The 13,613-nt window shown below is 34.2% G+C and carries 10 protein-coding genes and 2 pseudogenes; 2 read left to right on the plus strand and 10 right to left on the minus strand.

Annotated elements, in window-relative coordinates; genetic code table 11:
- Positions 1-98 precede the first annotated feature (98 nt).
- Positions 99-977 carry a UTP--glucose-1-phosphate uridylyltransferase GalU gene (gene galU / locus P3L57_RS17705; protein WP_044159515.1) on the plus strand — a complete coding sequence of 293 codons (879 nt, stop codon included), beginning with the start codon at positions 99-101 and terminating at the stop codon, positions 975-977.
- A gap of 81 nt (positions 978-1,058) precedes the next feature.
- Here galU and P3L57_RS20775 read toward each other — a convergent pair whose 3' ends face one another.
- From P3L57_RS20775 to P3L57_RS17735, 7 genes and pseudogenes are all read right to left on the minus strand, one after another.
- Complete coding sequence (locus tag P3L57_RS20775; RefSeq protein WP_083244495.1) at positions 1,059-1,373, minus strand: transposase; 315 nt, start codon at positions 1,371-1,373, stop codon at positions 1,059-1,061.
- A 301-nt stretch (positions 1,374-1,674) separates the two neighbouring features.
- Positions 1,675-1,989, minus strand: a complete 315-nt coding sequence (locus P3L57_RS20780; protein ID WP_083244494.1) for a hypothetical protein — start codon at positions 1,987-1,989, stop codon at positions 1,675-1,677.
- Positions 1,990-2,176: 187 nt separating this feature from the next.
- Entirely contained in the window at positions 2,177-4,879 is a 2,703-nt protein-coding gene (gene ggaB / locus P3L57_RS17715) for a poly(glucosyl N-acetylgalactosamine 1-phosphate) glucosyltransferase (RefSeq protein ID WP_069486840.1), read from the minus strand.
- 122 nt (positions 4,880-5,001) lie between these two features.
- A complete protein-coding gene (locus P3L57_RS17720; RefSeq protein WP_069486839.1) occupies positions 5,002-6,339 on the minus strand; it encodes a glycosyltransferase family 2 protein in 1,338 nt (445 codons plus the stop codon).
- 145 nt (positions 6,340-6,484) lie between these two features.
- Entirely contained in the window at positions 6,485-6,610 is a 126-nt protein-coding gene (locus P3L57_RS17725; protein WP_232460823.1) for a hypothetical protein, read from the minus strand.
- 142 nt (positions 6,611-6,752) lie between these two features.
- Positions 6,753-6,887, minus strand: coding sequence for a CDP-glycerol glycerophosphotransferase family protein (locus P3L57_RS20670; RefSeq protein WP_320109128.1), 135 nt, complete (start codon positions 6,885-6,887; stop codon positions 6,753-6,755).
- A gap of 432 nt (positions 6,888-7,319) precedes the next feature.
- Positions 7,320-7,677 (minus strand): annotated as a pseudogene (locus P3L57_RS17735) (adenylyltransferase/cytidyltransferase family protein).
- A gap of 519 nt (positions 7,678-8,196) precedes the next feature.
- On the opposite strand from P3L57_RS17735, the pseudogene P3L57_RS17740 reads away from it, so the two are divergent.
- Positions 8,197-8,748 (plus strand): annotated as a pseudogene (locus tag P3L57_RS17740) (sugar phosphate nucleotidyltransferase); the annotation flags it as partial.
- Between the two features lie 40 nt (positions 8,749-8,788).
- On the opposite strand, the gene tagH reads toward P3L57_RS17740, so the two are convergent.
- The 3 genes from tagH to tagF all read right to left on the minus strand — a co-directional run bounded on the left by tagH (position 8,789) and on the right by tagF (position 13,554).
- Positions 8,789-10,372, minus strand: a complete 1,584-nt coding sequence (gene tagH / locus P3L57_RS17745; RefSeq protein WP_069486837.1) for a teichoic acids export ABC transporter ATP-binding subunit TagH — start codon at positions 10,370-10,372, stop codon at positions 8,789-8,791.
- Positions 10,373-10,391: 19 nt separating this feature from the next.
- On the minus strand, positions 10,392-11,219 hold the full coding sequence (tagG, locus tag P3L57_RS17750) for a teichoic acids export ABC transporter permease subunit TagG (protein ID WP_044159528.1): 828 nt from the start codon (positions 11,217-11,219) through the stop codon (positions 10,392-10,394).
- Positions 11,220-11,385: 166 nt separating this feature from the next.
- The gene (gene tagF / locus P3L57_RS17755) at positions 11,386-13,554 is read right to left on the minus strand and encodes a teichoic acid poly(glycerol phosphate) polymerase (RefSeq protein WP_069486836.1); all 2,169 of its coding nucleotides are present in this window, start codon (positions 13,552-13,554) and stop codon (positions 11,386-11,388) included.
- Positions 13,555-13,613 lie beyond the last annotated feature (59 nt).

Below are 13,613 nucleotides of genomic sequence, written 5' to 3' on the forward strand. Positions count from 1 at the left end.
ATCCTATATCATAAAAATGTGTGAAAACACAATGAACAGGGTAAATAGAAAATAGTTTTAGCCATAAATATTTTCGTTAATAAGGAAGGTGCCTTTAAATGAAAAAAGTACGTAAAGCGATAATTCCAGCAGCAGGACTAGGAACGCGTTTTCTTCCGGCTACGAAAGCAATGCCGAAAGAAATGCTTCCTATCGTAGATAAGCCAACCATTCAATACATAATTGAAGAAGCTGTTGAGTCCGGTATTGAGGACATTATTATTGTAACAGGCAAAAGCAAGCGTGCGATTGAGGATCATTTTGATTACTCTCCTGAGCTTGAAAGAAACCTTGAAGAAAAAGGAAAGATCGAACTCCTTGAAAAAGTGAAAAAATCTTCCAATCTGGCTGACATCCACTACATCCGCCAAAAAGAGCCTAAAGGACTTGGACATGCTGTGTGGTGCGCGCGTAACTTTATCGGCGATGAGCCTTTTGCGGTTCTGCTTGGAGACGATATTGTTCAGGCGGAAAAACCAGGATTGCGCCAGTTAATGGATGAGTATGAAAGAACACTTTCTTCTATTATAGGTGTTCAGCAAGTGCCTGAAGAAGAAACTCACCGCTACGGTATTATCGATCCACTGACAAGTGAAGGCCGCCGTTACCAGGTGAAAAACTTTGTTGAGAAGCCGTCTAAAGGCACAGCACCTTCTAACCTTGCCATCTTAGGACGTTACGTATTTACGCCTGAGATCTTTATGTACTTAGAGGAACAGCAGGTTGGCGCAGGCGGAGAAATTCAGCTGACAGACGCCATTCAAAAGCTGAATGAAATTCAAAGAGTGTTTGCTTACGATTTTGAAGGCAAGCGCTATGATGTTGGTGAAAAGCTTGGTTTTATCACAACAACTCTTGAATTTGCGATGCAAGATAAAGAACTCCGCGGACAGCTCGTTCCATTCATGGAAAACTTATTAAACAAAGAAGAAATCTAAACAAAAAAGCTTGTAGAGAAAACGATGTTTTTTCTACAAGCTTTTTTGTTTTGTAATGTTTCTTTAGATTTTCAGCTGATTTCAAAAACAGAAATAGAGCCCCCATCTACCTAGCCCTGCTTGGCTAGGTAGATGGCAATCTTCTTCATGTTCTGGCATGTGGCTGTGAGGAGAAATTGTTCGCCTCACATTCCGTTTTCCCCTCAACCAGCAATAGCGAAGCCCGTGCAGCTGTTTTGAATCTGCAAAGCTGCGTTCTATTTTTTCTTTTCTTTTTTGTAGAGGTTTTTTCCTGAAACAGACACACGATTTTGTCTGACCTTTTATTTGTGGTCCTCCCATACATGTCGGGTGGATCTTCTGGCTATTCTTTGATCTTGTGCATTGTTCAAGCAATGGGCATCCGGAACAGGTTTCAGGATCTGATTTATATGACCGGTAGCCTTTTCAGTCAGTTGTTGAGTATGTAAGTGTTTTTTGATTTGGACAAATGTATCTGTCTTGTTCACTGTCATAATGAAATTTCAATTTTAGAAACAAGCCTATGGCAGAGTGATAACGTCTATGTGCAATCACACCAAAGATTTGCCGTTCAGATAATCCTTTACAGATCGGAATCGTTAAATATCCGGAATCAAGGGCGACGGCTTCTACTTGAAAACCAAATCGTGCGATTTGGTGATCTAACCAGTCAAGACTAAGGCACAGATTCATGGACATTTCCAGGTGTAACATAGGCATCGGTGATCATGTTGTATTTCATATCAGTTATGCGTTTGTTTTCCCGATACAGATATCCACTATCCGGATCAGTTGTACTTTGGAGGATCTCTTTTTCAGCTCTAACCTCCTCTTTGGCCATCAGTGGCTTTTTTCCGTGTTCCTCCCGACCTTCTTGGATGGCTTCATTTAAATCTTTGATATAGTTTTGTATATCCTGTTCAATCGTTTTTCTAGTGTATTTATGCTTATTGGCATTGACTTTAAGGTGAGTGGAATCGGCATAGGACAACGTCCGCCCACCATGTCATGATTGATGGCCTGAAGAACGATCTCATCAAAAATGTCTTGAAAAGAAATTTGAAAGCACCGGTGAATATTGTAACAAATGTTAAGTTTTTTCACTTTTAAAAAGTAAAGAGAAGTTCCGCAGAACTTCTCCCAACATTTTGAAGTGTCAATATAGAGCAAAACCAAGCTTATTTAGCAACTTTACTTTTGTCTAATTGCAAAATAGCATTATAAATACGATTCCGATTATTTTTATCAGTATATGCAAAAAAGTTATCTACTCTTTTTCTATACTTATCTTCCATACGACTATCATTTTTCATATAATAGATAACTTTATCAACTAAACTATTATGATCTTCTATTACATCACCAAAGCCCATTTTCTTATAATCATAGTAATCAAGTTTAAAATGGTATGAGTTTTCGTATTGATAATAGATCACAGGCTTTTTCTCGTATGCAAAATCAAATGCAACGGATGAAAAATCAGTAATCATTATATTAGAAGAATTAAATAACATTTGATAGCTGCTATTATAATCTGCAAACTCTACATAATCGTGCTTTTCAAAATCTACCATCTGTTGTTGAATGTCCGGGTGCGGGAAAAAGGTTATCTTATAATTATTATTCTTAGCAAATTCGATTAGCCGTTCATCATTAATCAAAGCATTATACCTAGCAAAGTATTCACTTTCTTTAAATTTCGGATTGTACGGTCTTACTCCTTTTGCCTGATCTTTAGGTAATACAATATCTTTTCTCCATGTAGGCATTATTAGAAGCTGCTTTTCCCCTTCACTCTTCTTAAGATTATCGTATCTCGGAAATCCACCCAAAAAGATATTTTCTTTTTTATAATTGTAATTTCCTTTCACAATAGACCGATATTCAGGTTTCGCTGAAGTGACTAATAATTTGATATTCTTACTGTATTTGTTTAACCATTCAGAATGATCTGCCATTGTTATTCCATGCTGTAAAAAGACAAACTCAAAATTAAATAAATCTCTAAAATAAATCTCCATATTGAAAAATGGATTTACAACCCATATATCTGCATGTGTCGATATTACCTTGGAAGAGGATAAGGTTAAAATTTTATGTCTAAAAGATCTGTATGGTATAACCTTTCCGTATTTTTTAATTCTGTCATAATCCTTGCTATCTTTTTTTATTACAAAGTATTTTTTTACCCCATCATTCTTGTTGATTGCATATTTAAAGAGGTGCTCGGCATTATCATCAGCTTTATCTTGTCTGTCTATGAATAACCATACTGGTTTTCTGTTAAATATAGTAAAAACATGGTGTGCCATCCTTGCTACCATTGCCTTCTTAATAGCTGATTTTCGTTTCTTTGATTTCCCACCTGATTTATGAAGGGATTTTAAGAAACGAAACTCTTTTATAAATCTATTTTTAACATTGTTTTTTTCGAACATTAATTTTTTATAATTATAATAAAAGATATAATCTTTTTTAGCTGCATAAGAATTATATAGAACATTTGACAAACCTGAATACTTGAAAAAGCGAAGTTTTGTCATCTTTCTTTTTTTACCCTTTGTTATAAAAAATTCGATATGCTGATTGTCTGCTAGATAGCTTTTGGGAATATCTATAGAGAAACCAGGATATTTTTTTATTACTTCTCCTAAACTTATATAATCATTATGCTGTCTTTTTATATTCTTTGCTTTTATTTTTGTTTCTCCAATTTTAGCATATAAATTAAAACCTTTAGAATTAAACAGAGAGCTCCAAAAACCTTCTATGTGAACATAATCCTCATTTTCTTCTAAAATCTCAATAGTTAGTGTTTGATCCGATAATTTCGAAACAATTTGTCCTTCTCTGTATAAATAATAATCCTGTTCAGTTTCTCTTTCATATACATACCTACTATAATTTTCACCGTGTTTTATTTTTAAAGCATGATATAGATAGAAATGGCTGACGCTTTTTGTATCAATGATGACATCGTCGTCAATATACGATAATACCTCTCGAATCAATGTTAAAAACTCGCAGTATTCATTTTCATCTAAAGGTGTTTCACTAATATCCTTAATCAATAATTTCCACTTCAAATCATGCATAACCATGTATTGAAGAAACAAAGGTATTTTCTGTTCATTATTCTGGGTGATATCGATTAAATTCTTAGAGAAAGTGATAAGTGAATGGTTAAACCAATTCTTATTTGCTTTAGCAGTCTGCATGGCAGACGATCCATCTTCTCTAACTCTATAATGGTATTTTGCCTCTTTAACCAGACCATACTTTTTCTTGTGCGATATAATTAAATTAACTAGTTTGGCATCTTCACCTATTTTACAATTTTCATCAAACCTGATATTTTTCAAGGCATCTTTTTGTATAAATGTAGAACAGCAATGAGTTAATATATGATGTGGTTCTTTTTCTACATCCAATATTCTCGTAGAAGAAAACTTATTATTTAGATTATGTTCTCCAGTTCTTCCTTCTTCAAAAAAAATAGGGATTGCTACAATATCAATTTGATTCTTATGTTGGTTAAAGAAGGTTAAAACATTTTCGAATGTTTCTTCTGAAACTAAATCATCCGGATCCAAAAATTGAATATATCTTCCTTCAGCATACTTTAAACCATAATTTCGAGCACTGCTCACTCCGCCATTCTGTTTCTTTACATATACAATGTTTTTTGGATATTTTTGAGCATATTCTTTACAAATGACTTCACTTTTATCTGGGCTATCATCATTCACAAGTATTAACTGAATATTCTCGAAACCTATAGTCTGGTTAATAACGCTTTCTATAGCATCAGTTAGATATAACTCAACATTATAAATCGGCATTATAACACTGAAATCATAGTTAAAACTCTTTTCGTTCATAAAAGATTGCTCCTAACAAAATGTTTATATGAATAAGAATCCGGGTAATTAAATGTAAAAAACAAAGAGAACTTTTGAAAAACATGATTAATTTAGTAAAATTTACGAAAAGCATTCCTTACCTATTTTTTAAAAATCCTTGTAAATAAACTTTTAAAAATGTTTACATGGTTAAGTTCTAAAGCATCATTTGGTGTTTTTAGGACAAAATCAAATGCAAAGGCCCAAATTGGTATCTCAACAACAAAGCCAGCATGTCTAAAATCTCTTAATTTATATCCCCATACTTCAATTGTTTTTTTAAGTTCTTCTCTTTTGCATTTTTTTAATCTATTAAAATATTTTATATATACTCTGTCATTTTCTTTCATCTCATAATACTGGTTAATAAAGTGCCCTGTTAATTCAAGTCTAAGCCCTTTTATTTTTGTCGAAGTAACAGTACATGAACTTTGTAATACTCTTTCTTTTTTTATATTTTCAAGAGGTTCTATATTTGCTTCTAATAAGTGAAACATAAATTCTTTATAGTACATTGGCATATCTTGTTCTTTTATAAATTGCGGATCAATAAATTTTAAAATTTTAATAAAGTCATCAACAAAAACTTTTTGTTCTTGTTGATCTAAAACGGATTTATAAATATCTCTATAGTTGGGATATAAAAACAGTTTCATATGATATACAATTAAAAATTGCAAATAAGGCAGAACTATATCATATTTTTTTATTGAATCCATCAACAAAGTCATGTAACACTCATTCAACAAATATGTGTACCTTTTTTTGTTAAACCATGAACGATCAACTAATGAGTTCTGTTCTTTTCGTTTTCTATAAAAATACTTTCCTTCTGCGACTGCTCCGTATCTTTTTTCTTTCAGCAATAACTTGTTAAAAAAGATAGCGTCTTCCCAAAACTTTATAGATTCATCAAACAGGGCGGTACTATTTAGTATATGTCTTCTGTAAAAAGTGCCGCCAATATAAAAATGAATAGCCTTATAATCGTTGAGAATATTTATAACCCTTGTTCCTTTTTCAAATCTATTATTTAATTTATGTTCGCCTTCTTTTTCACCTGTGTAATAAACAGGTAATACCGCAACATTTACATCTTCGGAATCACAAAAAAAATTATAAACACTTTGCAGCGCATTTTGAGAGAACGCATCGTCTGAATCAAGAAAACCAATGATCTTAGATTTTTCACTCACATTTGATAACCCACAATTTCTTGCAGTAGAAGGTCCGGAATTTTCAATTCTCAAGATTTTAATATTATTAGGGTATAGATTTTTAAAGAATTCACAAATTTGAGGACTGCTGTCAACGCTGCCATCATCTATTAATATCAGTTCTATATTTTCTTTAAATCCAATTGACTGGTTAATGACACTCTCTATTGAGTCCCTTAAATAATACTCAGAATTATATATTGGTATTATGATAGAAAACATGTTAGTACCTCTTTATTTAGAAGTTAAAGGATCGTTTCAATTACTCTTTTAGAAGCCTTGCCACCTTCTAAATTACAAAATTCATTATAAAAATCCTCATTGTTATGACCTATATAAGAATTAAGTAACAACTCTTTTACTGTTTTTATAAGTTCTTCACTTGTTTAAACCAAGTTTCCTGGCGCTGTTGAAAAATTAAAGTAACAACCTCTGATGGAGTCTCAATAGCCGGAAGATCATATACAAAAAAACAATGTTTTTTTAGATTCATATAATCAAAAAAGATAGAAGAATAATCCGTAAATCAAGAGAGATCTTTAACAAAATCTTTATATTTTCCTAAATTAAATTGTTTTGAAATAATGCCATTTTTAGAAGAATAATCATAGAGTCCCAAGTTTCCTCTTCATTTCCTATAAATCAAATTGAAATTTAAATTTATACTGGCCAACTTTCTTAAATTCATTCTCCCTCCAAGTTGGTGCATATAAAATAATTTTTTTATATGCACCAATCCTAACTCTTGTTTTATCTTTTTGATTAATGATGCTTTATTTACAGAATAAATAATGTCATGTCGCGGATAACCAGTTTTCAAAATTTGTTTTTTGAATTAAAATGCCCTTTTAAAAATCTCAGTGGAGTATGATTTGGGGAAATTAAATAATTCCATTTGCTGGCTTCCTGCACAAAATTCTGTTTATACTTTTCAGTTGTGGTTCCGTCTTAAATTGCTCGGGGATTGTAGCTAAACTGTTTTCCAAGAATAGCTTTCAAATAAAATTAATTTATTGTTTCTCTCGGCAGAAGAGCAAATATCTTAAACAGAACTGAATAAGTCCTAACTATTAAACTTCTGCATTTGGTTATAATAAAAGATTTCGTCATTAACTCCTTAAAGAGTGAAGATTTATATTTGCGCAAACAAGAAAAAAAGAAGCAACTGAATTTATTTTTCAAGCCTCTTTTAATTAGTGCATCTATAAACTAGCCATGTCTTTTTTGCTTTGGATAGTTGAGATGCCTTCTGTTTTTAAAAACAAATTTCCCTTTCCATTCATCACCGATGACGAATGTATCTATATTATACTTTTTAATATCAGATATTTTTTGTTCCCAGTTTTTTTCGGGAATGACTTCATTAACAAAATCGATTGTTTCCAAAATGAATTTCCCATGTTCATAAGAATAGTATAATTTTTTTTGTTTTTGCAGATTGAATTCAATCTGTAAACAATCCTACGATTAAGAAATCACCCTGATTTTTCCCTCTTCCCAGCAACTTCATATGTCCGTAGTGAAATAAATCAAATATTCGTACGTTATCACTTCCTTCATTAGATAACATCACCTTCCAACCGTTTTCAACTGAGAGTACCAGAAAAAAACCAAAAACCTAACAGATTTTTTATCATTTTGACATATTTCTTACGAACCATTAATAATGAACAATAATAGCATAAGTTCCTATAAAAGTTAAGGCTCTTTAAAAATGTCAATCATCAGCATTTTTTGGTATCTACGTTATGTATAAATTTTTCAGGCCTAATGTCTCATTCATACTCATTATAACAAGTTTTCTTTTTGGGAATAATCGATTCTTTTGTCGCATTTTTGAGTAAAACGATTCTCTTTCTGCTGCATCGTTTATTTTGTAAGCCCTCCTCATATTAATTCATCGTCAAAACGTGAAGGAATTGTAATGTGAATGTTAAAAGTCCCAAAAAATTTTTGTGAGTAAAATGTCTTCAGGCAAAGAGACTTTAATCAAACTATACGAATGAGACGTGTTTTTTATAGACATCTAGATGAAAAGGAGGGTTGATACAATACAAAAGGAAACCCATTCATCAATTAGATAAAGGAAAAACCGAACTTCTTGAAAAAGTGAAAAATGCTTCTAATCTGGCTGACAGTCACTAATATCCGCCTGAAGGAGACTAAAGGACTCGGACGCACTGTCTGGTGCTCGTGCAACTTTATCCGATATGAGCCGTTTGCTTGCTTGGAAACGATATTGTTCAGGTAGAAACACTAGGATTGCGATAATTAATGGGTGAAAACAAGTGAAGGCCGCCGTTACCAGGTGATAAACTTCGTTGAGAAACCGCCAAAAGGCACAGCACCTTCTAACCTTGCCATCTTAGGCCGTTACGTATTCACACCTGAGATCATCATGTACTTAGAGGAGCAGCAGGTTGGCGCAGGTGGAGAAATTCAGCTGACAGACGCCATCCAAAAGCTGAATGATATTGAGTGTTTGCTTACGATTTTGAAGGCAAACGCTATGATGTTGGTGAAAAGCTTGGTTTTATCACAACAACTCTTGAATTTGCGATGCAAGATAAAGAACTCCGCGGACAGCTCGTTCCATTCATGGAAAACTTATTAAACAAAGAAGAAATCTAAACATAAAAGGCTATTGGACATCCATCCAATAGCCTTTTTATTATTTCGACATCAAGGTCAGCGTATGCTCTTCATTATCAACTGCAAAGATCTGATTTGCTGTATTCACAAGAAAACGATTCTTGCTGCTGTCATACAATACATCTCCATCACTTAATGATAATGACGCTGGAGTAACGGGAGAAATGTTGTGAAAGATAAGCTGTGAAGCTTTATTATCTTCCAATACATAGCTGATCTTTTCATAATCAAAATCCAAAGTCTTTCTGCCGTCAGCTGTTTCTCCTTCTGTAAAGCCGTTCAGTTTCGATTGAATACCGTCACTGCTGTCTCCGAGGAACTTTAGGAAGTATTCATAGGAAGCTGCTGCGTTTTGCTGGACATGGGGTGTAAAAGCAGAAGCCGGCAATTCCGCCTTCTTCACATCAGTCGCAACAGCATTCTGCTTCACAAAATAAGAATGTCCTTGAAACTTAACCTTTGCTGCTTGTTTGCCTTTTGCGCTTACCGTCACTGCAGTACCAAAAGGCAGTGTAACACTGGCCTTCTTTTTCAGATCTAGGTCTTTATAGACTGTCACTTCTTCATCAGCTATAAAGCCTTTTTTATTCATTGCAGTTAGGCTTTCCTCCATCTTGCCCTTTGCATCGCTATGATGATTCTTGACTTCATTCTGCGGAATTGCGCCAAACGAGGCAATCGTTCGAAGCGGGGCATCAAAGAACATCGTGCCCGCAACAAAAACTAACAAGATAGATAAAATCGCAATTTGTACTGCGTTGGCCAGTGATTTTGGCTTTTTCTTCTTTTTGCGGAAACGGGCAAAAGCTTCAGGATCTTCTTTCTTGCGCTCTTCCGTCTGCTCTTTTTTATATGTTTCTTTTTCTTTTTTCGAGAGCTTATTAAACCAGTCAATAAATGCTTTGTACTCTTTCACAACGGTTTTTGTATCATCAAACATCCGAAGTTCGCCGTAATGCATCCAAGCAACGCGGTCACACATTTTCTCAATCTGGCCAATGGAATGGCTGACAAAGAAAATGGTTTTGCCTTGTTTTTTAAACTCATTAATTCTGTCTACACATTTCTGATAAAACGTTTGGTCTCCTACGGAGAGCGCTTCATCAATAATTAAAATATCCGGATCAATATGAACGGAAATCGCGAAACCGAGACGCGATTTCATCCCGCTGGAATAGTTTTTAACCGGTTGATTAATAAAATCGCCAATCTCCGCAAATTCAACGATACTGTCATACATGTCATCAATTTCTTTGTTTGTTAGACCCATCATCAAACACTTGAGCCGGACGTTGTCCCGGCCCGTTAATTGATTATTTAAACCGGCCGCAATCGCAATCAGCGACGGCTGGCCGTTCATTTCAATTTCACCGCTGGTCGGCGGAATAATTTTAGCCAGCAGGTTAGACATGGTCGATTTCCCCGACCCGTTTATCCCTACAAAGCCGATTGTTTCTCCCTCATACACGTCAAAGGAGACATTCCGCACAGCAAAAAAACCATTATCCTTAGCCGGAAAAAACAATCCTTTAATCTTGTCCGATTGTTTTTTATACAAATGATACTGCTTTGAAACATTTCGAAACGAAACTTTTAGTTTCATCGTACAATCTCCTTACGTATTAAAGAAAGTCAACAAACTTGTCTCTGAATTTCATGTGCAAGATAGAACCTACTGTTAATAAAAGAAAAGTGAACAGCCAGAAATACAGCGTGTATTTTATGTCTTGGAAGAACCATTGGCCGTCTAAGAAGCTGTTCCGGAAACCCTCAATAATATAGAAAAGCGGATTCAGCTTCAAAACAGGTAATAATTCGGGATGATTCTGACCGAGTTTCGAATTAATATCCCAAAAAATTGGTAACAAGAAAAACAAAAGCCTTGTTACAGCTTGAAGTAAAAACTGATAATCCCTTACCAGCACGCTGATTGTTGAATTAAACAAACTAAAAGAAAACATAAAGGCAATCAAGCAAATAAAGTAGTAAATATATTGTAACCAATGCAAACTTGGATATATTCCGTTAACTAACAGTACAATGATAAAAACCACCATCATAATAAAATAGCTAAATAAGTTGGAAGCAATGGCGACTGAAGGCAGAGAACTAATCGGAAAATTCATTTTAGCTACCATCTTAATCCGCTTAAATACACTATTTGAGCCATCTAGTATAGTTGGACTGATGAAAAACCAGGGAATTAATCCTGCCAGCATCCAAACAATAAAAGGCACTTCACCGGCTGCGGTCGCAACAGGCCCCCCTTTTCTAATTCCCATGCCAAATACAAACCAGTAGGCAAGCATTTGGATAAGCGGGTTTAAAAACTGCCAAAGAACACCCAAGTAATTCATTTGATATTTAGATTTCGTTTCATAAGCCGCCAATCTTAAAATTAAAGGAAATGACGTTATTTGCTCTCTCAGTATTCGCAATAAATCATTCATTTTTTATCTTCCTTAGACTTAGTTGATTTTTGGAAATCTTTCTGTTTAAGAAATTGAAAGCACCGCTGATAATTGTAACAGATCCTGCATTTTTTTTCACTTCTCAATAAGTGTCAAAAAGCTGCCGAGACTTCGACAGCTTTCAGATCTTAAAAAATACCAGAATTTACTCTGCTCTAAATACAGTATTTACTACTTTTTCAGATGAACGTCCTGATTCTAAGTAACAGAACTTATCATAGAAAGGTCCGAATGAAATTGGTAATTCGTAATCAGGTGATGCAATTTCCTTAATAGCCTCAATGGTTTCTTCAGTTGTTTTCACTAATGGACCCGGTGCATCCTTTTCAAAATCAAAGTAGAAACCTCTCAGCTTATCACGATAAGTTTCAATATCAGGTACAAAGAAAAGCATTGGCCGTTTTAAATTTGCATAATCAAAGAATACAGAAGAATAATCAGTAATTAGCAAATCAGAAATCATATACAATTCACGAATATCCTCATAAGCAGAAAAATCAAACGCAAAACCTTCATAAGGCCCCAAATCAAAATTCTCAGCTACAAGATAATGCATTCTTAAAATAACGATATATTCATTTCCTAGTTCTTGTCTTAGCTGATTCAAATCTAAATCAAGGTCAAATTTATAGCGTCCTTTTGCATAGAATTGATCATCTCTCCATGTAGGGGCATATAAAATTACTTTTTTATCACTTGGAATGTCCAATCTGCTTTTAATCGCTGATATTGTTTCTTCATTATTATCATTATGAAGGAAATCATTTCTTGGATAACCAGACTCAATCATCGTTTTGTTAAACTGAAATGCCCGGGCAAAAATTTCAGATGAATATGCATTAGGGGAAACTAAATAGTCCCAATTAGAAGCTTCCCTTATAAAATTCCTCTTATATTTCTTTGTATTTGTTCCAGGCATATGCACTTCTTCCATATCCATTGCCAATCTTTTCAACGGCGTTCCATGCCATGTTTGTACATATGTCGTGTGTTCAGGTTTTGGAATCCATAATGGAAGCCTGCTGTTAACAATCCAGTACTCCGCCCTCGCCATAGCAAAAAGCCATTTTATCGAAAGTCGGTTGATATAAGGAATTTTCTTTTCATCAAATGGAGCTGAATATTGTTTGTTTACACTCCAGTACATTTTGTACTCAGGATGGTTTTCCCGCATATATTCATAAATTGCTCTCGGACTACAACTGTATTGTTTTCCGTTAAAACTTTCAAAAATAATTGTTTTTCGTTTAACGGGCATCTTGCTGGCCATCATAAATAGTGATTTGTAAGTTTTAGTGATGAACCTGTTTCTCAACTTTGTTAGTTTTTTGATTTTTGATACAAACCGTTTCTTTTTGCCTTTAACAAAGTACTTAATCCTTGTGTTCATGCTATAGTCGTTGACTCTGATGCATACAGTTTGTTTCTTTTTCTTCTTGAAAATCTCATAACGAATCGGCCCGTTTTCCGATTTCACAACGCTCACTAAACCTTTTAGTTTATTTTTCCGGTCCCCTAAAACCAAAGCAGTGCTGTTAAACACAATTTCCGTTTTTTCTTCATCAGTACATACATACTCCATAAATAAACGGTAAACAAAACGTTTTTCGATGGAGAAAGGAATTTCTTTTAAAGGAACTTTCACTTCAAAATGATATAATTGCGGCATAAAACCGTCTTCTCTGATTTGGTCAATCCCTTGCATTTTTCTTTCAAGCTGCAATGGAAACTTTTCCTCAACCGGCGTTTCTCCGCCCTTTTTCATGATAAGATTCATGTCTTTTATTTGATATTGATTTTCAGAACTCAGATAACCCGCATAACCCTTTAGGGTAATTTCTTCAGAATTAATCCCTATGTCGTCAAACCTTACAATTTTGGCTTCCCTTTTTACCTTTACTGAAAAATTGCCTTTATCAGTTTTATATGGTAAAACCAAAAGTTCGGTTGTTTGATCAATATGAAATGCAAGCTCAACCGTATCTACTTCAGCAGAAAGACGCTTTTCTTGCGGCTGTTGCGGTTCTGTATCTTCGTTTTTTTCGCCAAATACTACATAAAAGTCATACGTTTGGCCCATTTCAAGCGGCATAGGCAAAAGATGAACATCAATATCTGCTTTGTACTCCAATAATTCAGTATTTTGAAGCATAAATTCAGCTTCTGTACCTGAACGTCTCTCTTTTAACTTTAAAAATAATTCTTGATTCTCTAAAAGTTGTTGTTCAGTATCAATAACAATCGACAATTCCAGTTTACCTAATCTGTTTTTCAAGCTTTTCAAAATACATTTAATCACAGTATTTTCACTCATTACTATTGTCTGCTCCTCTGTATAAAAGCTCTTACCTTACTGCTTCCTTATATAAGGTT

The sequence above is a fragment of the Bacillus sp. B28 genome, from assembly GCF_029536185.1.
Taxonomy (GTDB): Bacteria; Bacillota; Bacilli; order Bacillales; family Bacillaceae; genus Bacillus; species Bacillus halotolerans.

Coding starts and splice junctions, on each gene's coding strand:
- tagH (WP_069486837.1), bottom strand. CDS start 10,372: ATGAAACTAAAAGTTTCGTTTCGAAATGTTTCAAAGCAGTATCATTTG.
- galU (WP_044159515.1), top strand. CDS start 99: ATGAAAAAAGTACGTAAAGCGATAATTCCAGCAGCAGGACTAGGAACG.
- tagF (WP_069486836.1), bottom strand. CDS start 13,554: ATGAGTGAAAATACTGTGATTAAATGTATTTTGAAAAGCTTGAAAAAC.
- P3L57_RS17720 (WP_069486839.1), bottom strand. CDS start 6,339: ATGTTTTCTATCATAATACCAATATATAATTCTGAGTATTATTTAAGG.
- tagG (WP_044159528.1), bottom strand. CDS start 11,219: ATGAATGATTTATTGCGAATACTGAGAGAGCAAATAACGTCATTTCCT.
- P3L57_RS17725 (WP_232460823.1), bottom strand. CDS start 6,610: ATGAATCTAAAAAAACATTGTTTTTTTGTATATGATCTTCCGGCTATT.
- ggaB (WP_069486840.1), bottom strand. CDS start 4,879: ATGAACGAAAAGAGTTTTAACTATGATTTCAGTGTTATAATGCCGATT.